This is a genomic window from Streptomyces sp. NPDC060209, assembly GCF_042728155.1.
Lineage (GTDB): Bacteria > Actinomycetota > Actinomycetes > Streptomycetales > Streptomycetaceae > Streptomyces.
Genome location: NZ_JBHWZS010000132.1, coordinates 1 through 21,833, shown reverse-complemented (window position 1 = coordinate 21,833; position 21,833 = coordinate 1). Strand labels below are relative to the sequence as shown.

The window sequence follows — 21,833 nt, the reverse complement described above, 5'->3', positions numbered from 1 at the left end:
TCCTCGAGTTCCCGCAGGTATCGCAGCCTCTCCTCGAGCGTGCGCAGTTGCGCATCGTCGAGCATCTCGGTCGCTTCCTTGCGGTAGCGCGCGATGAACGGCACGGTCGACCCGCCGTCGAGCAAGTCGACGGCCGCCCTCACCTGACGCTCACGTACGCCGAGCTCCTCGGCGATCCTGCCTTCGATGGACGTCGTCACGGTTTTCCCGACTCGCCTTCTCGTACTGGCTGTGCTGGCTGTGCCACTGGGGTGGTCCACACCCGGGTGGGCCCCTTCGCCTGCATTGTGCCGGGTGGCCGGGGGCCGTGTCGCGTGACCTGGTCGATCACGGCCCCGACGTCCTGCCGAAGGGTGCGGTCACGCGCGCCGGGTCCTGCCGCTGCGCGATGCGCCGCCGAAGAGGCCTGCCAGGAGCCGGAAGGGCAGAGTCACCACGGTGGCGATGGCCGAGCCGATGGTACTCAGAGCGTTTGCGATCGCACGGAACACGGTGTGCCTCCTTCGTAGGGTGTGTCTACCGCCTGGCCGGTCCCACCCGTCGTAAACGTGCGAGAGCTCAGCCCTTGCCGACCAGGTCCTCCGGGAACGCGCCGGCGGAGGCGGCCGCGAACAGGAATCCGCGGCCCAGTTCGGTGAGCCGGGCGACGCCGTCGGCGCCCAGGTGTTCGTACGGCGCGGCGTCCATCCGGTCAGTCGCCTCCTCCAGGTCAGCCCTGAGCGCGGTGCCCGCGTCGGTCAGCTCGCCCTCCGCGTCCAGCACACCCCGGTCACGCAGCCGCTCCACCGCCACGTCCCAGTCCGTGCGCCGCCAGCCGCGGGTGGCGAGGATCCAGCGCGGCGCCATGCCCTTGCCGGTGGCGGTGTGGCTGACCAGGGCCTCGAGCGGGTCGAGGCCGGCCGCGAGGAGGGCGGCCAGGTGCCCGTCGCCGCGGTGCTCGCGCAACAGCGTCGCCGCGTGCCAGTACGCGAGGTGCGGCTGGTCCGGCAGCTCCAGATCCGCGTGTGCGGCGTAGAGCGGACGGGCGTGGCGGGTGCAGGCCTCGGCGGCCCGCAGGGCCAGCCCGGCCGCCTCCGCCATCTCCTGGGAGGCGAGGGTCTCCTCGCCGAGCACCCGGCGCAGCGTCGAGTCGGCGGCCCTCAGACGTGCGTCGAGCGCCGCCTGCGGGGTGATGTCCGACCAGACGGCCGGCAGATGGCGGGCCACCAGCTCGTGATTGAAGTTGTAGAAGGTCGCGGTGACCGCGCCCGCCCCGGCCGCACCCAGGGCCGCGCCGCGCGCGGCGAAATAGACCCGGCTCTCGTTGTCGATGCCGAGCTCCCCGAACTCCTTGCCGAGGTCGGGGGAGAAGTAGACGCAGGAGTGCAGCGGGTTGAGCGCGTTGTGGCAACGGCGTCCGGCACGCGGCGGAAGAGTACTCATGCCCGCACGTTACCGACTGGTTGGTACGTGGGCTAGACCCGGGTCGGCCGGCGGCAGGGCGGTGGGTTCCGCATGGCAGGAAAGGTGGGGAACTCGTCATTGCGGCCATCGAGCCGTCCGCCCAGGATGGCGGACATGAAGCAGCGATCCGTACTCGTAGTCCTCTTCGAGGGCGTGCAGAGCCTCGATGTGAGCGGCCCGGCGGAGGTCTTCGCCGGCGCCTCCCGCTTCCCCGGGGTCTCCTACGACCTGCGCACCGCCTCGCTGGACGGAGGGCCGGTCCGCTGCTCCAGCGGCCTCACGCTCGTCCCGGACGGCACGCTCGCGGACGCCCCGGAGCCCGATCTGCTCCTCGTGCCGGGAGGCGCCGGCACGAGGACACCCGACCCGGAGCTGGTCGACTGGCTCCGCACCCACGGTCCCCGGGCCCGGCAGCTGGTGTCGGTGTGCACCGGCGCCCTTCTCCTCGCCGAGGCGGGCCAGCTCGACGGCCACCGGGTGACCACCCACTGGTCCGTCTGCGAGACGCTCGCCCGGAACCATCCGGCGGTGGAGGTGGACCCGGACCCGATCTTCGTACGCGACGGACGGCTGGCGACATCGGCCGGCGTGACCGCCGGCATCGACCTCGCGCTCGCCCTGGTCGAGGAGGAGCACGGACGGGACGTGGCGCTCACCGTCGCCCGCCATCTCGTCGTGTTCCTGCGGCGCCCGGGCAACCAGGCCCAGTTCAGCGCCCAGCTCACCGCGCAGACCGCTGTCCGTGAGCCCCTGCGTGAGGTCCAGCACTGGATCACCGAGCATCCGGACGCCGACCTCTCGGTGGAGGCGCTCGCGGCCCGCGCCAGGCTCTCGCCCCGCCACTTCGCCCGGGCCTTCCAGGCCGAGACCGGCCTCACCCCCGGCCGGTACGTCGAGCGCGTACGCCTCGAACAGGCGCGCCGGCTGCTGGAGGACACGACCGGAGGCGTCACCGGTATCTCCCGCGCCAGCGGCTACGGCACTCCGGAAGCGATGCGCCGTGCCTTCGTCAAGGCCCTCGGTACGGCGCCCGCCGAATACCGGCGCCGCTTCCGGTCCCAGGACGCGTGACGCGGCACACGCCCTGCCGCACCACCGAAGCAGCAGCGACGAAAGGACCATCATGCAGATCGCCATCGTTCTCTTCGACCGCTTCACCGCGCTCGACGCCGTGGGCCCGTACGAGATGCTCAGCCGGGCTCCGGGCGCCGAGACCGTCTTCGTCGCCGAGCGGCCCGGGGCCGTGCGCAACGACAGCGGCAGCCTCTCGCTCGTCGCCGACCGTACGCTCGCAGACGTGCCCGCCCCCGACGTCGTGATCGTGCCGGGAGGCCCCGGGCAGAGCGACCAGATGGAGAACGAGGCGCTGCTCGGCTGGCTGCGGACGGCGGATGCCACCAGCACCTGGACGACCTCGGTGTGCACCGGCTCCCTGGTGCTCGCCGCCGCCGGACTGCTCGCCGGGCGGCGTGCCACCTCGCACTGGCTGGCCCTCGACGCCCTGAAGACCTTCGGGGTCGAGCCGACGGGTGAGCGGGTGGTCATCGACGGCAAGTACGTCACCGCCGCCGGCGTCTCCTCCGGCATCGACATGGGCCTCACCCTGCTAGGCAGGATCGCGGGCGACGACCACGCACGGACCGTCCAGCTGCTGACCGAGTACGATCCCCAGCCGCCCTACGACTGCGGAGCGCCGGGGAAGGCCCCGGCAGCCATGGTCGAGGAGTGGCGGGCCAGGAGCCGGTTCATCCTGACGTAGGCGCGGCCCCGGCATTTCCCGTCGTCCAGGTGAAGCGGGGAGCGCGGCGCTCCAGGAAGGCGGCGACCCCCTCGGCGGTGTCGCCGCTGCCGCGTGCCTGCCGCGACCAGTACGCGTCCCGGTCCTCGCGGCCGTCGGCGAACTCCTTCGCCGCGGCCTGGGTCAGCTGCGAACGCGAGGCCAGGACCCGCGCGAACCCACGCGCCCGTTCCTCCAGCCCGCCCTCGGGCAGGACCTCGTCCACCAGGCCCGTGCGCAGCGCCCGTTCCGTCCCGATCAGCTCCCCGGAGAAGAGCAGGAACTTCGCGGCGGCCGGGCCGACGAGCGCGACCAGCCGGCGCGTCGACGACGAAGGATAGACGATCCCGAGCTTGGCCGGGGTGACACCGAAGGAGGCGCCCTCCTCGGCGAACCGCAGATCGCAGGCGGCCGCGAGTTGGCTGCCGCCGCCCACGCAGTAGCCGCGCACGGCGGCCAGCGTCGGGCGGGGGAACGCCGCCAGGGCCTCCTCGGCCTGGACCGCGAGTGCCTGCGGCCGGCCGCCCGGGTCCTGGAGGGAAGCGATGTCCGCACCGGCGCAGAAGGTGTCACCGGCGCCCGTGAGCACGAGGACGCGGACGCCCGGGTCGGCGGCCAGCCCCTCCAGCAGCACGGGCAGCGCCTGCCACATGTCCGCGGTCATGGCGTTGCGCTTGGCGGGGTTGCTGATGACGACGGTGGCGACGCCGTCCACGACCGTGTGTTCCAGCCGCGGCTCCGTCCGTGCCGCCTGCTCCCTGAGGTCCATGCGCCGGATGCTATCCGTACGGCTCGAACCTATGATCAAGAAGGGGCCGCGAAGCGTGCACGCACCGTGAGGAGCTGTCGATGGCCGGACCCACGACCGAGGGCAAGAAGCTCAGCCGGAGCTTCGGCGGGCTCGCCCTGCTCGGCGCCGTACTGGTCGCCGCGGGGCTCGTCGGCCTCGTCTACACCGGCGTCGCCACACTCACCTCGATGATCCTTTTCGGCTGGCTGCTGCTCGTCGGCGGGCTCGTCGGTCTCCTCCACGCGATCCAGGCCCGTGGCACCGCCTACTTCTGGCTGGGCGTGGTGGTCGCCGCGCTGAACATCGCCGCCGGCGTCGTCGTCCTCAAGCACCCGGAGGGCACGGCTGAGACGCTGACGATGTTCGCCGCGCTGCTCTTCCTCACCGGGGGAGTGTTCCGGCTGGTCGGCAGTGTCGTCGTACGCGGACCGCAGTTCGGCTGGACCCTGCTGCAAGGAGCCTTCGGGCTGCTGCTGGGACTGCTGGTGCTCTTCGACTGGCCGCACAGCAGTCTCTATGTGCTCGGCTGCTTCTTCTCGCTCGCCCTGCTGTTCGACGGGCTCGGGCTGATCGCGATCGGGGTGGGCGGGCGACGGGTCGTCAGCCTGGTGACGGACCAGATGACGCCCGAAGAAGGTGAGAAGTAGTCCAATCACCTGACGCTGTCATACTCGATCGGTCAAATTCCCTCTAGAAGTGACCACTTGCGGTCAGTGCTGCGGTCCGGACCACACTCTTCCCGACACTCATTACTCCAGGGTCAGTGATGTGCGAGTCGAGAGCGGGTGGCGGTCCATGGAGAGCCGTGGGAGTGTTCCGGCCCATCCCGTGTCGTACGAGGGTGTGTGGCGGTTCACCGCGCCCGCCGTCGACGTCTCGGTGCCGCAGGCCCGGCGCGCGGTGCGGGACCTCCTCGACCGGCAGGGCGTACCCGTCGAGGACGACATCCTCCAGGGGCTGCTGCTGATCGTGTCGGAGCTGGTCACCAACGCGGTCCGGCACGCGGCACTGCTCTCGCCCGAGCTGGCTGTCGAGGTGGCCATCGGTGCGGAATGGATCCGGGTCTCCGTCGAGGACAACCACCCCTACCGCCCGACTGCGCTCGTCACCGACTACGCGCAGACCGGCGGCCGCGGCCTGCTCCTGGTGCGTGAGATCACCGCCGAGGCGGGCGGCACCTGCGATGTGGAGCACACCGCGGGCGGTGGCAAGATCATCTGGGCGGCGCTGCCACTCAAGACGCAGCTCTGACCGCCCCCTGCGCGGAGCGCGCCTTCACCAGCCCGCGGACGGCCCCGTCAGCTCCCTGATCGCGGGCCGCGCGGCGTCCAGCACGGTCATGAACCACGCCGAGAACGGCGCGGCGGCATGCCGCTCCGCGAGCTCACCGGCGGTCACGAAGGCCGTCTCGCCGACCTCCTCCTCGTCCGGCCGCAGGCGCTCCTGCACCAATCCGACGAACAGGTGGTTGAATTCCTGCTCCACCAGGCCCGACATGGGGTCGGGGTGGTTGTAGCGGACCGTGCCCGCCGCGGCGAGCAGCGAGGGCGAGACCCCCAGCTCCTCGTACGTACGCCTGGCGGCCGCCGCGAACGGAGCCTCGCCCGGGTACGGGTGGCCGCAGCAGGTGTTCGACCACACGCCGGGGGAGTGGTACTTGCCGAGCGCACGGCGCTGCAGCAGCAGCCGCCCCTGCTCGTCGAAGAGGAAGACGGAGAACGCGCGGTGCAGCTGGCCGGGGGCCTGGTGAGCGGCGAGCTTCTCCGCGGTGCCGATGGTGGTGCCGTTCTCATCGACCAGTTCGAGCATGATCGCGTCTGCTGTGCCGTTCGACGAGCTGTTCGCCGCGGTGGCTGGTGTGGTCGGCATACCCATCCTTCGCTTTGGTTCCCGGCCTCGTGCGCCGGACCCCTCGAGTGCGGTCAAGTCTGCCGTACAAAAGCCGCTTGTCCGCACTTCGGGTGCTGGCATGTCCGTCCCGCCCCGCCCTCAGGGCGCGGCGGGACGGACACGGCGTCAGACTCCGAAGGCCGCCGGGTAGTGGATCATGCCCATCGGCACCGGAACGGAATCGTCGAGGACCAGAGCCATCATCGCCTCGTCGGGAACCTCGAAGCCCGGCCTGATCCCGAACCGCGACGCCGGAACGAATCCGAAGTCCGGGTAGTACTCCGGATGTCCGAGCACCAGCACGAGTGACTCCTCCCGCAGCCGCGCGGCGTCCAGCACCGCCCGGACCACCGCACGTCCGGCGCCACGGCGCTGGTGATCCGGAGCCGTCGACACCGGGGCCAGCGCGAGCGCCGGGGTGTCCCCGACCAGGCAACGGGTCAGCAGGGCGTGCGCCGCGACGGAACCGTCCGGGGCCTCGGCCACGAACGACAGGCCGGGCAGCCATGCTCCGGGGTCGCCGCGCAGGGCGTCCACCAGATCGGCCTCGTCCCGGGTCGGGAAGGCCGCCGTGACGACCCCGTGCACCGCGTCGCGGTCGGCGGCCGTCTCGGGACGGGTCCGCCATCGGGGATCGAAGGGGCGCATCACATAGCCGGCGTAGCCGTACTCCGAGCCGTGGAGGCGACGCACCTCCAGCTCCTCGCGGGTGGCCGCCAGCGCCGCGGCCATGCCGGGAGCCGACGGATCCGCCGAGGCGGCCCGTCCGGCCAGCGGGACGTAGTACTCGTCCCAGTCGCTGTCGGGCTGCACCAGCACCCCGAGCACATGGCAGCCCGCCTCCACGGCCGCAGCCGTGTTCCCCGCGACCGGGCGCAACGAGGCACGCGGGTCCCAGAAGGCACGTGCCCCTGCCGACGGGGATCCGGTGGTCCAGACACACTCGGTGATCACCACCGAGCCGCCGGGGGCCAGCAACCGCGGCCAGTCCCGAAGCGCGGTGTCGAACCCGACGATGTACGCGGAACCCTCGGCCCAGACGAGGTCGTACGAACCGTCGGCGAAGTCCGGCCCCGCGAGGTCGGCCATGTCCGCCCTGACGGTACGGATCCGGTCACCGAGCCCGCGGGCCTCCGCGGCCTCGGCGAGCTCGTCGAGGAAGGGCTGGTGCAGATCGACCGCCGTCACCTCGGCGCCCGCCTCGGCGGCGAGCAGCAGGGCGGCCCTGCCCGGACCGCAGCCCAGGTCGAGGACGCGCGGACGGCGCGGCAGCGGGCCCGCCATGGCGAGCATCCGCCGCGTGGTGGCATCGGAACCGGGGTTCTGCCGGGGCAGCCGGTGGTGCAGTTCGAAGAAAGCGTTGTACGTGTGGTCGGTCAAGACGGGAACCCTTGGGTGAGAGGGCCCCGGCCGACGCGGCGTGTGGAGAGCCGAGCGGTCAGCCGGTGACCCGGGAGACGATGAAGGACCGATTGCTGCGCCGGGCAGCCGTCGTCGCGACAGTCATCAACCTCAGCTCCTTCTCTCTCCACCGGGCTCCGGGCTCGGAGACACGACGCAGACCCTAGCACCGGGTGCCGCAGTGTCCACGGCCGCTCAGTGGCAGAGCCGCGCCTCATGCTCCGCGTGCCCGCTGGGCTCCAGCTGGAAGGTGCAGTGTTCGACGTCGAAGTGGTGGCCGAGGCAGCCCTGCAGTTCATGGAGGAGCTTCTCGTGTCCGATCGAGTCCAGCATCTCCTGGTGCACGACCACATGGGCGGAGAGGACGGGCATGCCCGAGGTGATCGTCCAGGCATGCAGGTCATGGACGTCCAGCACGCCCGGCAGGGCCGTGATGTGGGCGCGTACCTCGTCCATGTCGACCCCCTTGGGCGCCGACTCCAGCAGCACGTCCAGTGTCTCCCGCAGGAGTTTCACCGTACGGGGGACGATCATGAGGCCGATCAGCAGCGAGGCGATGGGGTCGGCGGCCTGCCAGCCGGTGGCCATGATGATGCCCGCCGATACGAGCACCGTCACCGAGCCGAGCGTGTCCGCGACGACCTCGAGATAGGCACCCCGCACGTTCAGGCTGTCCTGCTGCCCGCGCATCAGCAGGGACAGGGAGACCACGTTGGCCACCAGGCCGACGGCGGCGAACGCGATGGCCAGGCCGCCTCTGGTCTCCGCCGGGGTGATGAAGCGGTCGACGGCCTCGAAGACCAGATAGCCGCCGACGCCGAGGAGCAGCAGGCAGTTGGCCAGCGCGGCGAGGATCTCGGCACGGGCGTAACCGAAGGTGCGGTTGGGGCCCGCGGGCTTGTTGGCGAAATGGATGGCCAGCAGGGCCATGCCCAGCCCCAGCGCGTCGGTCGCCATATGGGCCGAGTCCGCGATCAGCGCGAGCGAGTCGGAGAGGAGCCCGCCGACGATCTCCATGACCATGACGCCGAGCGTGATGCCCAGGGCGACCCGGAGCCGGCCCCGGTACGCGGCGGCTGCCGTACCCGTCGGGGGCGGCCCTCCGTGCGTATGCCCGTGATCGTGGCCAGCCCCCATGCGAACGCCTCCGTAAGCCCGTCGTGTCCCTCGGACAGCTCGGACGAAGCTCGCCCGATGCGGCCAGTGAACTACGGGGGCGGGGTAGGGGGCAACACGGCACTGAACACCGTTGTCATGTGCTCTGACCTGCGGAAACGATCGCAGGTCAGAGCGTCGCCGGAACGCGCTCCTACTGTGCGGCGCGGGCCTCGGGGTGGCGCAGGCACCAGCCCTCCCAGGCAGACTCCACCATCTCGCGCATGCTGCGGCTTGCCGTCCAGCCCAGCTCGTCGGTCATCCGGTCGGCGGACGCGACGGCCCTGGCCGCGTCCCCCGGCCTGCGCGGCTCGACCACGGGTTCCGTGCGCAGGCCGGTGACCTCACCCACCAGCTCGGCGAGACGGCGCACCGATACGCCCTCGCCCCGGCCGATGTTCAGGGTGAGGTCCCCGCCCCCCGGTCCCTTGTCCAGGTGGCCGGCGACGGCGAGGTGCGCCTCCGCCAGGTCGGCGACATGGATGTAGTCGCGTACACAGGTGCCGTCCGGCGTCGGGTAGTCGTCACCGAAGATCCGCGGCGCCTCGCCCCGCGTCAGCCGGTCGAAGAACATCGGTACGACGTTGAACACACCGGTGTCGGCCAGCTCGGGCTCGGCGGCCCCTGCCACGTTGAAGTACCGCAGACAGGCCGTCGAGATGCCGTGTGCCCGCCCCGTCGCGCGCACCAGCCACTCGCCGGCGAGCTTGGTCTCGCCGTACGGGTTGATCGGCGCGCACGGCGTCTCCTCCGTGATGAGCTCCACGTCCGGCACGCCGTAGACCGCAGCCGACGAGGAGAAGAGGAAGCGCCGCACACCGGCGGCGACCACGGCCTCCAGCAGTACGGAGAGTCCGGTCACGTTCTCCCGGTAGTAGAGCAGCGGCTTCTCGACGGACTCACCGACCTGCTTCTTCGCCGCGAGGTGGACCACCCCCGTGACGGCGTACTCGGTCAGGACCCGGTCGAGCACCTCGCGGTCCGAGGCGGATCCCCGCACCAGCGTGACCGCCTCGGGCAACCGCTCCTCGATGCCCGTCGAGATGTCGTCGAGGACGACGACCCGTTCCCCGGCACCCGTCATGGCCTTCGCCACATGTGCCCCGATGTAACCGGCCCCGCCTGTGATCAACCACGTCATGCACCTCAGCTTATGCGCTGTCCGGACGCGGTTTGTGGGACGAGGTGTTGATCCACGATGATGATCGCGAACGGCGCCGCATGATGGCCGATTCGCCCGAACGGAGCACAAACGGGTGGTGAACTCGGTCTTCCGTTCATCCGATAGCCTCAGCCGACGTGCCGCCGGCCCACCCCCGGGCCGCTTGTCGCGCGCCGTTCCCGTCAGCACCAAGGAGTGAGTTCGTCTGTCGACCGCCATCCTCACCGGTGCGCCGGTACCCGGATCGTCGCTCGAGGACGATCTGCGGTCACTCGGCTTTGACGTGACTGCCGCAGCCGACGCCACCGAGGCCGCCGAGCTGCTCGCCGCAGTCCCCGCGAGCAGACGCGTCGCGCTCGTGGATCCCCGCTTCGTCGGCCACGTCCATGCCCTCAGGCTCGGACTCACCGACCCCCGCTTCGCCGCCGCGTCGATCCCCGGAGCGCTCACCGCGCAGCCCGAGGCCCGGCCCGCGCTGCTCCGTGCCCTGCGGCGGGCCGTGGCCGCCGTCGGCGCCGGGGCCCCCGTCGCGCCTCCCGGCGCCGAAGCCGACGCCGAGGACCGCACGGTCCCCGGCCGGCTTGCCGTGGCACTGGACGCGGAGGGCACCGCGGTGCAGCGCCCCGAGCTCGGTTCGCTCACGGCCGCGGTGCCCACCGCACCCGAGGAGCGGAACGCCGCACGGACCGCCGTGGCCGCCGTCGACGACGAGGCCGTACGGCTGCGCAGCGCGGTGAAGGCCCACGACGGCTTCTTCACCACCTACTTCATCAGCCCGTACTCCCGCTACATCGCACGCTGGTGCGCCCGCCGGGGCCTCACCCCGAATCAAGTCACCACGGCCTCGCTCATCACGGCGCTGATCGCGGCGGGCAGCGCGGCGACCGGCACCCGCGGCGGCTATGTCGCGGCCGGAGTGCTCCTGCTCTTCTCCTTCGTCCTGGACTGCACCGACGGGCAGCTCGCCCGGTACTCGCTGCAGTACTCGACGATGGGCGCCTGGCTGGACGCAACCTTCGACCGGGCCAAGGAGTACGCCTACTACGCGGGCCTGGCCCTCGGCGCCGCCCGTGGCGGCGACGACGTGTGGGTCCTGGCTCTCGGAGCGATGGTGCTCCAGGCCTGCCGCCACGTCGTCGACTTCTCGTTCAACGAGGCCAACCACGACGCGGTGTCCAACACGAGCCCCACCGCCGCGCTCTCCGACAAGCTCGACAGCGTCGGCTGGACGGTCTGGCTGCGCCGGATGATAGTCCTGCCCATCGGTGAACGCTGGGCCATGATCGCCGTGCTCACCGCCGTGACCACGCCCCGGATCGTCTTCTACGCCCTGCTCGTCGGCTGCGCCCTGGCGGCCTGCTACACCACGGCGGGCCGGCTCCTGCGCTCGCTGACCCGCAAGGCGCAGCGCACCGACCGCGCCGCACAGGCACTGGCCGACCTCGCCGACTCGGGTCCGCTCGCCCAGGCCGTCGCCGCCGTGCTCCGGCGTCCGGGCGGTGGCTTCACGGCCCCGTTCCTGGCGCTCGTCGGAGCAGCGGTGATGGTCGCCGCGGCACTGTTCGCGCCCTACGGCGGTTGGCTGACCGTCGGCGCCGCAGCGGTGTACGCGATCATCTCCGGACTCGCCGTCTCGCGGCCGCTCAAGGGCGCCCTCGACTGGCTCGTCCCGCCGGTCTTCCGGGCCGCCGAATACTGCACGATCCTGGTGCTGGCCGCCCGCAGTGACGTGCCGCACGCCGTTCCCGCGGCATTCGGCCTGGTTTCGGCCGTCGCCTACCATCACTACGACACGGTGTACCGCATCCGGGGCGGCACCGGAGCGCCGCCCCAGTGGCTGGTGCGCGTCATCGGCGGGCACGAGGGCCGGACCCTGGTCGTGGCCGTACTCGCCGCCGTACTGATCCACGGTTCAGGTTTCACCACGGCTCTCACCGCGCTCGCGGCCGCCGTGGCTCTGGTGGTGCTCGTGGAGTCCATCCGCTTCTGGGTGTCCTCCTCGGCCCCCGCCGTACACGACGAAGGAGAACTCGCATGATCGGCCTCGTACTGGCTGCCGGTGCCGGACGCCGTCTGCGTCCCTACACGGACACGCTGCCCAAGGCCCTGGTGCCGGTGGACGGCGAGAAGACGGTCCTGGACCTGACGCTGGCCAACTTCGCCGAGGTCGGACTCACCGAGGTCGCGGTCGTCGTCGGCTACCGCAAGGAGGCGGTCTACGCCCGCAAGGCCGAGTTCGAGGCGAAGTACGGCGTGACGCTGACGCTCATCGACAACGACAAGGCCGAGGAGTGGAACAACGCCTACTCCCTCTGGTGCGCCCGTGAGGTCCTGAAGAAGGGCGTCATCCTCGCCAACGGCGACACCGTGCACCCGGTCTCCGTCGAGAAGACCCTCCTGGACGCGCGGGGCAAGGGCCAGAAGATCATCCTCGCCCTCGACACGGTGAAGAACCTCGCCGACGAGGAGATGAAGGTCATCACCGAGGACGGCAAGGGCGTCCGGCGGATCACCAAGCTGATGGACCCGGCCACCGCGACCGGCGAGTACATCGGCGTCACCCTCATCGAGCCCGAGGCCGCCGAGGAGCTCGCCGACGCGCTGCGGACCACCTTCGAGCGCGACCCCGACCTCTACTACGAGGACGGCTACCAGGAGCTCGTGAACCGCGGCTTCACGGTCGACGTCGCGCCCATCGGCGAGGTGACGTGGGTGGAGATCGACAACCACGACGACCTCGCCAGGGGCAGGGAGATCGCGTGCCTGTACTGACCCGTCTCATCCCGTCCCCGGTCGTCGTCGACATCCGGCGCGGCGCGATGGACGATCTGGCCGGTCTCCTCGCCGACCAGCGGATCTCCGCCTCGGGCAAGCTCGCCATCGCGATCAGCGGAGGCTCCGGCCGCGCCCTGCGCGAGCGGCTCGCCCCGGTGCTGCCGGGTGCCGACTGGTACCCGGTCGCCGACGGCACGATCGACTCCGCGGTGCGGCTCGCCGACGGCATCAAGGGCAACCGCTACGACGCCGTGGTCGGCCTCGGCGGCGGCAAGATCATCGACGTGGCGAAGTACGCCGCGGCGCGCGTGGGCATGCCCATGGTCGCCGTCGCGACGAACCTGTCCCACGACGGGCTCTGCTCACCGGTCGCGACCCTGGACAACGACAACGGGCGGGGCTCCTACGGCGTCCCCACCCCGATCGCCGTGGTCATCGACCTCGACGTCATCCGTGAGGCCCCCGCTCGCTATGTGCGCTCGGGCATCGGCGACGCCGTCTCCAACATCTCGTGCGTCGCCGACTGGGAGCTCGCCCATGAGGTCCAGGGCGAGGACATCGACGGGCTCGCGGCCGCCATGGCCCGCCAGGCCGGCGAGGCCGTGCTGCGCCACCCCGGCGGCATCGGCGGCGACGCCTTCCTCAAGGTGCTCGCCGAGGGACTCGTCCTGACCGGCATCTCGATGTCGATCGCCGGTGACTCGCGGCCCGCCTCCGGCGCCTGCCACGAGATCAACCACGCCTTCGACCTGCTGTACCCGAAGCGCGCGGCCAGCCACGGCGAGCAGGTCGGCCTCGGCGCCTGCTTCGCCATGCACCTGCGGGGCGCGCACGAGGACTCGCTGCACATGGCGTCCGTGCTGCGGCGCCACGGGCTGCCGGTGCTGCCCGACGAGATCGGCTTCACTGCCGACGAATTCGTGCGGGCCGTCGACTACGCCCCGCAGACGCGCCCGGGACGCTTCACGATCCTGGAACACCTCAACCTGTCCACCGACCAGATCAGGGACGCGTACGCCGACTATGCAAAAGCCATCCATAGCTGAACTCCGTCCGGTCGTGCACCCCCCGGGCGTGAAGGACCGGCGCAGTGGCGAGCACTGGGCGGGTCGTCTCTACATGCGCGAGATCTCGCTGCGCATCACCCGGCGCCTGGTGACCACGAAGATCACGCCGAACCAGCTGACCTACGTGATGACCGTCGCCGGTGTGCTCGCGGCTCCCGCCCTGCTGGTCCCGGGCATCCCCGGCGCCCTGCTCGGCGTGCTCGCCGTCCAGCTCTACCTGCTGTTCGACTGCGTCGACGGCGAGGTGGCCCGCTGGAAGAAGCAGTTCTCGCTGGGCGGGGTCTATCTGGACCGGGTGGCCGCCTACCTGTGCGACGCGGCGGTGCTGGTCGGCTTCGGCCTGCGCGCCGCCGACCTGTGGGGTCCGGGGCGCATCGACTGGCTGTGGGCCTTCCTGGGCACGCTCGCCGCGCTCGGCGCCATCCTGATCAAGGCCGAGACCGACCTCGTCGGGGTCGCCCGCCACCAGGGCGGTCTGCCGCCCGTCAAGGAGGCCGCGTCCGAGCCGCGCTCCTCCGGCATGGCGCTCGCCCGCCGGGCCGCCGGCGCGCTCAAGTTCCACCGGCTGATCCTCGGCATCGAGGCATCGCTGGTCATCCTGGTGGTCGCCGTCCTCGACACGGTCAGGGACGACCTCTTCTTCAGCCGCCTCGCGGTCGCGGTCATGGCCGGCATCGCCCTTCTCCAGACCGTCCTGCACCTGGTGTCGATCCTGGCGTCCAGCAGGCTGAAGTGAGCTCTCCCATGAAACTCGGCGCGGTCATCATCACCATGGGCAACCGGCCCGACGAACTGCGTGCCCTTCTCGACTCGGTCGCCAAGCAGGACGGCGACCGGATCGAGGTGGTCGTCGTCGGCAACGGCGCCCCGGTCCCCGACGTCCCCCCGGGCGTACGGACCGTCGAGCTGCCCGAGAATCTGGGTATTCCGGGCGGCCGCAACGTCGGCATCGAGGCGTTCGGTCCGTCCGGAGCCGATGTGGACGCCCTGCTCTTCCTCGACGACGACGGGCACCTGCCGAACACGGACACCGCCGAGCTCTGCCGGCAGGCGTTCGAGGCGGACCCGAAGCTCGGCATCGTCACCTTCCGCATCGCGGACCCCGAGACCGGTGTCACCCAGCGGCGGCACGTGCCACGGCTGCGTGCCTCCGACCCGATGCGCTCGTCCCGTGTCACGACGTTCCTCGGAGGCGCGAACGCCGTGCGCAGCCAGGTGATCGCCGAGGCCGGCCCGCTCCCCGGCGATTTCTTCTACGCGCACGAGGAGACCGACCTCGCATGGCGTGCCCTGGACGCCGGCTGGATGATCGAGTACCGCGCGGACATGGTGCTCAACCACCCCACCACCGCCCCCTCGCGGCACGCGGTCTACCACCGCATGGTGGCCCGAAACCGCGTCTGGCTCGCGCGCCGGAACCTGCCCGCACCGCTGGTCCCCGTCTATGTCGGGGTCTGGCTGCTCCTCACCCTGGTCCGACGTCCCTCCCTGCCCGCCCTCAAAGCATGGTTCGGAGGCTTCCGGGAAGGCTGGACGAAGCCCTGCGGACCCCGGCGCCCGATGAGGTGGCGTACGGTATGGCGGCTGACCAGACTGGGCCGGCCACCGGTGATCTGAGAGGCTCTCCTCTGAGACCATGAGCCGTATTCATTCCGTACGGGGAACCTGTCCGCCTCGGCCGCGCCCGCGACCGGCTGCGCATTGTGAAGACGAGAGTTCTTAACTGTGAGTGACACGACCCACGACGGCGGGATTGCCCTGAGCAGCCCGCCGTCCGCCGACGAGGGACTGAGCGCGCCCCAGCTGGCCGAAAAGTACGGCTTGACGGTGAGTGGCGCCCGGCCCGGGCTGTTCGCGTACATCCGGCAGCTCTGGGGCCGTCGGCATTTCATCCTGGCGTTCTCGAGGGCGAAGCTGACCGCGCAGTACAGCCAGGCCAAGCTCGGCCAGCTGTGGCAGGTGGCCACGCCGCTGCTGAACGCTCTTGTCTACTTCTTGATCTTCGGAATCATCCTGGGCACCCGTAAGGGGATGAGCCAGGAGGTCTTCATCCCGTTCCTGGTGACCGGCGTCTTCGTCTTCACCTTCACCCAGAGCTCGGTCATGGCGGGGGTGCGCGCCATCTCCGGCAACATCGGCCTGGTCCGGGCGCTGCACTTCCCCCGCGCCTCGCTGCCGGTCTCGTTCTCGCTGCAGCAGCTCCAGCAGCTGCTGTACTCGATGATCGTGCTGGTGGCCGTCGCGGTGGCTTTCGGCAGCTATCCGGCGCTCTCCTGGCTGCTCGTCGTCCCGGCGCTGGCCATGCAGTTCCTCTTCAACACCGGCCTGGCGCTCGTCATGGCCCGGTTGGGGAGCAAGACCCCCGACCTCGCCCAGCTGATGCCGTTCGTCATGCGTACCTGGATGTACGCCTCGGGCGTCATGTTCTCCATTCCCGTGATGCTGGCGGACAAGCCGCAGTGGATCGCCGATGTGCTGCAGTACAACCCGGCGGCCATCTACATGGACCTGGTCCGCTTCGCACTGATCGACGGCTACGGCGCCGAGAACCTGCCGCAGCACGTCTGGGCCGTCGGGCTCGCCTGGGCGCTCGTGGTGGGCGTCGTGGGCTTCGTGTACTTCTGGAAGGCAGAGGAACGGTACGGCCGTGGCTGAGGAATCGTCCCAGGGACACATCCCCACCGTGATCGCGGACGACGTGCACATCGTGTACCGGGTCAACGGCACGGGCGGCGGCAAGGGCAGCGCCACCGCGGCGCTGAGCCGGATCATGCGCCGCGGCAAGGGCGAACCGCGCGGTGTGCGCAAGGTGCACGCGGTGCGGGGCGTCTCCTTCACCGCCTACCGCGGTCAGGCCATCGGCCTGATCGGCACCAACGGTTCGGGCAAGTCCACCCTGCTGCGGGCCATCGCCGGCCTGCTGCCGACCGAGCACGGCAGCGTGTACACCGACGGCCAGCCGTCGCTGCTCGGCGTCAACGCGGCCCTGATGAGCGACCTGACCGGGGAGCGCAACGTCGTGCTCGGCGGTCTGGCGATGGGCATGAGCCGCGAGGAGATCCGCGCGCGGTACCAAAACATCGTGGACTTCTCCGGGATCAACGAGAAGGGCGACTTCATCACGCTGCCGATGCGGACGTACTCGTCCGGCATGGCGGCCCGCCTGCGCTTCTCGATCGCGGCCGCCAAGAACCACGACGTCCTCATGATCGACGAGGCGCTCGCCACCGGTGACCGGAAGTTCCGGGTCCGCTCCGAGGAACGGATCCGCGAGCTGCGCAAGGAGGCGGGCACCGTCTTCCTGGTCAGCCACAACAACAAGACCATCAGGGACACCTGCGACCGGGTGCTGTGGCTGGAGAAGGGCGAGCTCCTGATGGACGGCCCCACCGAAGAGGTGCTGAAGGCCTACGAGCGGGAGACGGGCAAGTAACCGTCGCGTGCGTGTGGCCCCCGCCGGAGCACAGCGGCGGGGGCCCTCGTGGATCCGAGGCTGGAGGGGCCCGCAGGGGTCGCAGGTGCTCCCGGGAGGATCTCCTCCCGGCGGATGACGTCAATTGCCCCGGATCCGGGGAAGGTTGACGGCGGCCGACCTGTTGTACGAGGGCGCGCTGCACCCCGGCGCGGCTCTGTGAGCTGTACAACGTAAGCTGTAACGGTGCTGATTCGCGGCAATGTGGGGTGATACACCCCCGGCGCATCGCCCGTTGTGCGCATGTCGCACTCGGCCGGACGAGCGGCGTGTCCGAAAAGGGATGTTTTGGGTCAGCAGTGTAGAACGGGAGATATGACGGCAATGATGGAAAATCTCCAGCTCCGACGTGGTTTCGCCGTCCCCGCGTCGGGCGGTACGCAGTGACCCGTACCCAGCAGGCGCGCGCAGACGTCGCCACCGCCACGCTCGACAAGGCCGCGGACGAGAACTTCCCAGTGGCCCCCTTCTTCCTGCCCCGCGCCTGGCGCGACGATCTGATGGCCGTCTACGGATTCGCCCGTCTCGTCGACGACATCGGTGACGGCGATCTCGCCCCCGGCGGTGCCGACGCCCGCCACCTCGGCCTCGAACCCGGGCAGAGCGAGGACCGGCTCGCCGCGCTGGACGCCCTCGAAGCCGATCTGCACCGCGTCTTCTCGCCCACGGGCGACGGCCCGCGCCACCCCCTGATGCGTGCACTGCGCCCCACCGTGAGGCGCTGCGCGCTCACCCCCGAACCCTTCCTCGGGCTCCTCGAAGCCAACCGGCAGGACCAGAAGGTCCGCCGCTACGGGACCTACGGCGACCTGCTGGCCTACTGCGAGCTCTCGGCCAACCCCGTCGGCCGCCTCGTCCTGCAGATCACCGGCACCGCGAGCCCCGAACGGATCCGCCGCTCCGACGCCGTCTGCACGGCGCTGCAGATCGCCGAGCACCTCCAGGACGTCGCCGAGGACCTCGGCCGCGACCGGATCTATCTGCCCGCCGAGGACATGGACCGTTTCCACGTCGGCGAATCGGACCTGGCCGCACCGTCCGCGGGCGCGGCGGTACGCTCCCTGGTCGCCTTCGAGGCGGAGCGCGCCCGTGAGCTGCTGGGCGAGGGCGTCCCCCTGGTAGGCAGTGTCCACGGCCGGCTCAAGCTGCTGCTCGCCGGATTCGTCGGCGGAGGGCGGGCCGCCCTCGGCGCGATCACGGCCGCAGGTTTCGACGTACTGCCCGGACCGCCCAAGCCCACCGCGCCGAGACTGCTGCGCGAGGTGGGAGACGTCCTGCGAAGAGCGCACAGAGAGGGGTGAGCCGGACCGTGGAGGGACAGACGACGTACATGTCGGCACCGGTACAGGCCGCATACAGCTACTGCGAGGCCGTCACCGGACAGCAGGCCCGCAATTTCGCGTACGGCATCCGACTGCTGCCGTACGAGAAGCGGCAGGCCATGTCGGCGCTGTACGCCTTCTCCCGTCGGGTCGACGACATCGGCGACGGCGAGCTGGATCCGGAGACCAAGCACGCCCGGCTGGAGGAGACCCGGGGACTGCTCGGCCGGGTCCGGGACAACGCGGTCGACGAGGACGACACCGACCCGGTCGCGGTGGCGCTGGCCGATGCCACGCGCCGGTTCCCGCTGCCGCTGGACGGCCTCGACGAGCTCATCGACGGCGTACTGATGGACGTGCGCGGCGCGACGTACGAGACCTGGGACGACCTGAAGACGTACTGCCGGTGTGTCGCGGGTGCCATCGGGCGCCTCAGCCTGGGCGTTTTCGGGACCGAAGCGGGCGCACCCGGCGCGGAACGGGCCGCGGAGTACGCCGACACCCTCGGTCTCGCGCTCCAGCTGACCAACATCCTCCGTGACGTCCGCGAGGACGCCGGCAACGGACGTACGTACCTGCCCGCCGACGACCTCGCCAAATTCGGCTGCTCCGCCGGATTCCACCGGGCCACCCCGCCCCCAGGGTCCGACTTCGCAGGCCTGGTGCACTTCGAGGTCCGCCGCGCCCGGGCACTCTTCGCCGAGGGCTACCGGCTGCTGCCCATGCTGGACCGACGCAGCGGCGCCTGCGTGGCCGCCATGGCCGGTATCTACCGCCGGCTCCTGGACCGGATCGAACGCGATCCCGAGGCCGTCCTGCGCGGCAGGGTCTCGCTGCCGGGCCACGAGAAGGCGTACGTTGCGGTGCGCGGACTGTCGGGCCTCGACGCGCGGTACATCTCACGCCGGACGGCCAGGGGGAGGGTCTCATGACGGGTCCTGTCCGACATGCGGGACGGGCAACCCCCGGGCGCCCCGGTGCGTCCCTGTCTGCGACGACGCGGCGTACGCAGCTGACCGCGGCGACACGGCGAAGGGAGCAGGCATGACCGGCCGGAGCCCTCGGTCCTCCCGCGCGGTTGTCGTCGGAGGCGGACTGGCGGGCGTCACCGCGGCGCTGCGTCTGGCTGACGCGGGGCTCGACGTGACCCTGCTCGAAGGCCGCCCCCGGCTCGGCGGGCTCGCCTTCTCCTTCCGGCGCGGTGACCTGTCCGTCGACAACGGCCAGCACGTCTACCTGCGCTGCTGCACGGGCTACCGCTGGTTCCTGGACCGGATCGAGGGGACCCACCTCGCCCCGCTGCAGGACCGCCTCGACGTGCCCGTGCTCGACGTGGGCCGGCCCGCCGGGCCCAGGCTCGGACGGCTGCGCCGAACCGGGCTGCCCGTACCGCTGCACCTCGCCGGCGGGCTCGCCGCCTACCCGCACCTCTCGCTGACGGAAAAGGCCGGCGTCGCCCGCGCCGCACTGGCGCTGGGCCGTCTCGACCCCGCCGACCCCGCGCTCGACGGCATCGACTTCGCCACCTGGCTGCGCCGCCAGGGGCAGTCGCAGCGCACCATCGAGGCCCTCTGGGACCTCGTCGGCGTCGCCACGCTCAACGCGACCGCGCCGAACGCCTCCATGGCGCTCGCCGCGATGGTCTTCAAGACCGGACTCCTCTCGGAACCGGGCGCCGCCGACATCGGCTGGGCCGCCGTGCCGCTCGGGGACCTGCACGACACCCTCGCCCGCAAGGCGCTCGAATCGGCGGGCGTGGAGATCCACCTGCGCACCCGGGTCGGTTCCCTCACCCGCGCCGAGGACGGCCTCTGGGCCGTCGAGACCGACGGCGAACGGTTCGAGGCGGACACCGTCGTCCTCGCCGTGCCGCAGGGTGAGACCCACCGGCTGCTGCCCGACGGCGCGCTCGACGACCCCGGCCGGCTGCTCGACCTCACCGACGCACCGATCCTGAACGTGCACGTCGTCTACGACCGCAAGGTGCTGCGCAAACCGTTCTTCGCCGCGCTCGGCTCACCCGTGCAATGGGTCTTCGACCGCACGGCGTCCTCCGGCCTCCAGGGCGGCGGCCAGTACCTCGCGGTGTCCCAGTCCGCGGCGCAGGACGAGATCGATCTGCCCGTCGCCGAGCTCCGCCGGCGCTACGTGCCCGAGCTGGAACGGCTCCTCCCGGCGGCGCGAGGGGCCGGGATCCGCGACTTCTTCGTCACCCGGGAACGCACCGCGACCTTCGCACCCACGCCTGGCGTAGGGCGGCTGAGGCCGGGCACGCACACCCGCGCCGCCGGGCTGCACCTGGCGGGAGCATGGACCGCCACCGGCTGGCCCGCCACGATGGAGGGTGCCGTCCGCAGTGGCTTCAGTGCCGTGGACGCCGCGCTCCAGGCCCTCGGCCGGCCACACGAACATCCGCTGCAGGAGGCGGCATGAGCAGTACCACCGGAACAAGAGGAGAGTCTGTGACCCCGGCGAATCCGGCTTACGACACCGTGGCGGACACCACGGACGTCACCGCGCTTCTGGAGCGCGGAAGGGCCCTGTCAGCGCCGGTGCTGCGAGCTGCCGTGGACCGGCTGGCGCCGCCCATGGACACCGTCGCGGCCTATCACTTCGGCTGGATCGATGCCCAGGGCCGACCGGCCGACGGCGACGGCGGCAAAGCAGTGCGTCCCGCGCTGGCCCTGCTGTCCGCGGAAGCGGCGGGCGCCCCGGCGGAGGCCGGGATCCCCGGAGCCGTCGCCGTCGAACTCGTGCACAACTTCTCGCTGCTGCACGACGACCTGATGGACGGCGACGAGCAGCGCCGTCACCGCGACACCGTATGGAAGGTGCACGGGCCCGCCCAGGCGATCCTCGTCGGGGACGCGCTCTTCGCGCTGGCCAACGAGATCCTGCTGGAACTCGGCACCGTCGAGGCCGGCCGGGCCGCCCGCCGGCTGACCACGGCCAGCCGCAAGCTGATCGACGGTCAGGCCCAGGACATCTCCTACGAGCACCGCGAGCGGGTCACCGTCGAGGAGTGCCTGGAGATGGAGGGCAACAAGACGGGCGCCCTCCTCGCCTGCGCCGTCTCCATCGGCGCCGTGCTCGGCGGAGCCGATGACCGCACCGCCGACACCCTGGAGGCGTACGGCTACCACCTCGGCCTCGCCTTCCAGGCGGTCGACGACCTGCTCGGGATCTGGGGCGACCCCGAATCCACGGGCAAGCAGACCTGGAGCGATCTGCGCCAGCGCAAGAAGTCCCTGCCCGTCGTGGCCGCGCTCGCCGCGGGCGGACCGGCCTCGGAGCGTCTGGGCGAGCTGCTCGCCGCCGACGCCAAGAGCAGCGACTTCGACAGCTTCTCCGAAGAGGAGTTCGCCGCCCGTGCGGCACTCATCGAGGAGGCGGGCGGCCGCGAGTGGACCGCCCAGGAAGCCCGCCGTCAGCACGCGGTAGCCATCGAGGCGCTGCACGGCGTCGACATGCCGGAACGAGTGCGGGCGCAGCTCACCGAGCTCGCCGACTTCGTGGTCGTACGAAAGAGATGATCACCATCCAGATATGACTCGCAGTCGCCGGCGGGCGCCCCAAGGG

The 21,833-nt window shown here is 71.1% G+C and carries 23 protein-coding genes; 15 read left to right on the top strand and 8 right to left on the bottom strand.

Going from position 1 to position 21,833, the window contains the following annotated elements:
- The 3 genes from ACFWFI_RS23815 to ACFWFI_RS23805 form a co-directional block, all read right to left on the bottom strand.
- The coding region (locus ACFWFI_RS23815) for a Tex-like N-terminal domain-containing protein (protein WP_387393769.1) at positions 1–200 on the bottom strand (200 nt) is incomplete at its 3' end.
- A gap of 159 nt (positions 201–359) precedes the next feature.
- Positions 360–491 (bottom strand): LPFR motif small protein, encoded by a 132-nt coding sequence (locus ACFWFI_RS23810; protein ID WP_387393767.1) that lies wholly within the window; start codon positions 489–491, stop codon positions 360–362.
- 67 nt (positions 492–558) lie between these two features.
- A complete protein-coding gene (locus tag ACFWFI_RS23805; RefSeq protein ID WP_387393765.1) occupies positions 559–1,422 on the bottom strand; it encodes an SCO6745 family protein in 864 nt (287 codons plus the stop codon).
- Positions 1,423–1,557: 135 nt separating this feature from the next.
- Between ACFWFI_RS23805 and ACFWFI_RS23800 the strand changes: the two genes are divergently transcribed.
- Positions 1,558–2,514, top strand: a complete 957-nt coding sequence (locus tag ACFWFI_RS23800; protein WP_387393763.1) for a GlxA family transcriptional regulator — start codon at positions 1,558–1,560, stop codon at positions 2,512–2,514.
- Between the two features lie 52 nt (positions 2,515–2,566).
- The gene (locus ACFWFI_RS23795; protein ID WP_387393761.1) at positions 2,567–3,202 is read left to right on the top strand and encodes a DJ-1/PfpI family protein; all 636 of its coding nucleotides are present in this window, start codon (positions 2,567–2,569) and stop codon (positions 3,200–3,202) included.
- On the opposite strand, the gene ACFWFI_RS23790 is transcribed toward ACFWFI_RS23795, so the two are convergent.
- The gene (locus tag ACFWFI_RS23790) at positions 3,189–3,989 is read right to left on the bottom strand and encodes an enoyl-CoA hydratase/isomerase family protein (RefSeq protein WP_387393759.1); all 801 of its coding nucleotides are present in this window, start codon (positions 3,987–3,989) and stop codon (positions 3,189–3,191) included. The genes ACFWFI_RS23795 and ACFWFI_RS23790 overlap by 14 nt on opposite strands.
- 80 nt (positions 3,990–4,069) lie before the next feature.
- On the opposite strand from ACFWFI_RS23790, the gene ACFWFI_RS23785 reads away from it, so the two are divergent.
- Complete coding sequence (locus tag ACFWFI_RS23785) at positions 4,070–4,657, top strand: HdeD family acid-resistance protein (protein ID WP_387393757.1); 588 nt, start codon at positions 4,070–4,072, stop codon at positions 4,655–4,657.
- 148 nt (positions 4,658–4,805) lie between these two features.
- Positions 4,806–5,261 carry an ATP-binding protein gene (locus ACFWFI_RS23780; protein WP_387393755.1) on the top strand — a complete coding sequence of 152 codons (456 nt, stop codon included), beginning with the start codon at positions 4,806–4,808 and terminating at the stop codon, positions 5,259–5,261.
- A gap of 24 nt (positions 5,262–5,285) precedes the next feature.
- Here ACFWFI_RS23780 and idi read toward each other — a convergent pair whose 3' ends face one another.
- The 4 genes from idi to galE form a co-directional block, all read right to left on the bottom strand.
- Complete coding sequence (gene idi, locus ACFWFI_RS23775; RefSeq protein ID WP_387393753.1) at positions 5,286–5,879, bottom strand: isopentenyl-diphosphate Delta-isomerase; 594 nt, start codon at positions 5,877–5,879, stop codon at positions 5,286–5,288.
- Between the two features lie 147 nt (positions 5,880–6,026).
- Positions 6,027–7,280: a GNAT family N-acetyltransferase gene (locus tag ACFWFI_RS23770; protein WP_387393751.1), complete on the bottom strand. Its 1,254-nt coding sequence runs from the start codon at positions 7,278–7,280 to the stop codon at positions 6,027–6,029.
- A 216-nt stretch (positions 7,281–7,496) separates the two neighbouring features.
- Positions 7,497–8,438 carry a cation diffusion facilitator family transporter gene (locus ACFWFI_RS23765; protein WP_387393749.1) on the bottom strand — a complete coding sequence of 314 codons (942 nt, stop codon included), beginning with the start codon at positions 8,436–8,438 and terminating at the stop codon, positions 7,497–7,499.
- Between the two features lie 172 nt (positions 8,439–8,610).
- Positions 8,611–9,597 (bottom strand): UDP-glucose 4-epimerase GalE, encoded by a 987-nt coding sequence (gene galE / locus ACFWFI_RS23760; protein ID WP_387393747.1) that lies wholly within the window; start codon positions 9,595–9,597, stop codon positions 8,611–8,613.
- A 304-nt stretch (positions 9,598–9,901) separates the two neighbouring features.
- Between galE and ACFWFI_RS23755 the strand changes: the two genes are divergently transcribed.
- From ACFWFI_RS23755 to ACFWFI_RS23705, 11 genes are all read left to right on the top strand, one after another.
- A complete protein-coding gene (locus tag ACFWFI_RS23755) occupies positions 9,902–11,656 on the top strand; it encodes a DUF5941 domain-containing protein (RefSeq protein ID WP_387393745.1) in 1,755 nt (584 codons plus the stop codon).
- A complete protein-coding gene (locus ACFWFI_RS23750; RefSeq protein ID WP_387393743.1) occupies positions 11,653–12,390 on the top strand; it encodes a phosphocholine cytidylyltransferase family protein in 738 nt (245 codons plus the stop codon). Before ACFWFI_RS23755 ends, ACFWFI_RS23750 begins: the two co-directional genes overlap by 4 nt.
- Positions 12,378–13,439, top strand: coding sequence for an iron-containing alcohol dehydrogenase family protein (locus ACFWFI_RS23745; protein ID WP_387393741.1), 1,062 nt, complete (start codon positions 12,378–12,380; stop codon positions 13,437–13,439). Before ACFWFI_RS23750 ends, ACFWFI_RS23745 begins: the two co-directional genes overlap by 13 nt.
- Positions 13,417–14,196, top strand: coding sequence for a CDP-alcohol phosphatidyltransferase family protein (locus ACFWFI_RS23740; RefSeq protein WP_387393739.1), 780 nt, complete (start codon positions 13,417–13,419; stop codon positions 14,194–14,196). Before ACFWFI_RS23745 ends, ACFWFI_RS23740 begins: the two co-directional genes overlap by 23 nt.
- A gap of 8 nt (positions 14,197–14,204) precedes the next feature.
- Positions 14,205–15,077 carry a glycosyltransferase family 2 protein gene (locus tag ACFWFI_RS23735; RefSeq protein WP_387393737.1) on the top strand — a complete coding sequence of 291 codons (873 nt, stop codon included), beginning with the start codon at positions 14,205–14,207 and terminating at the stop codon, positions 15,075–15,077.
- Between the two features lie 108 nt (positions 15,078–15,185).
- Positions 15,186–16,115, top strand: a complete 930-nt coding sequence (locus ACFWFI_RS23730; protein WP_387393735.1) for an ABC transporter permease — start codon at positions 15,186–15,188, stop codon at positions 16,113–16,115.
- Entirely contained in the window at positions 16,108–16,893 is a 786-nt protein-coding gene (locus ACFWFI_RS23725; protein WP_387393733.1) for an ABC transporter ATP-binding protein, read from the top strand. Before ACFWFI_RS23730 ends, ACFWFI_RS23725 begins: the two co-directional genes overlap by 8 nt.
- Positions 16,894–17,315: 422 nt before the next feature.
- Positions 17,316–18,233: a squalene synthase HpnC gene (gene hpnC, locus ACFWFI_RS23720; RefSeq protein ID WP_387393731.1), complete on the top strand. Its 918-nt coding sequence runs from the start codon at positions 17,316–17,318 to the stop codon at positions 18,231–18,233.
- Positions 18,234–18,262: 29 nt separating this feature from the next.
- On the top strand, positions 18,263–19,186 hold the full coding sequence (hpnD, locus tag ACFWFI_RS23715; RefSeq protein WP_387393728.1) for a presqualene diphosphate synthase HpnD: 924 nt from the start codon (positions 18,263–18,265) through the stop codon (positions 19,184–19,186).
- A gap of 112 nt (positions 19,187–19,298) precedes the next feature.
- Positions 19,299–20,687 (top strand): hydroxysqualene dehydroxylase HpnE, encoded by a 1,389-nt coding sequence (gene hpnE / locus ACFWFI_RS23710; RefSeq protein ID WP_387393725.1) that lies wholly within the window; start codon positions 19,299–19,301, stop codon positions 20,685–20,687.
- Positions 20,684–21,787 (top strand): polyprenyl synthetase family protein, encoded by a 1,104-nt coding sequence (locus ACFWFI_RS23705; RefSeq protein WP_387393722.1) that lies wholly within the window; start codon positions 20,684–20,686, stop codon positions 21,785–21,787. Before hpnE ends, ACFWFI_RS23705 begins: the two co-directional genes overlap by 4 nt.
- The last annotated feature ends 46 nt before the right edge of the window (positions 21,788–21,833 follow it).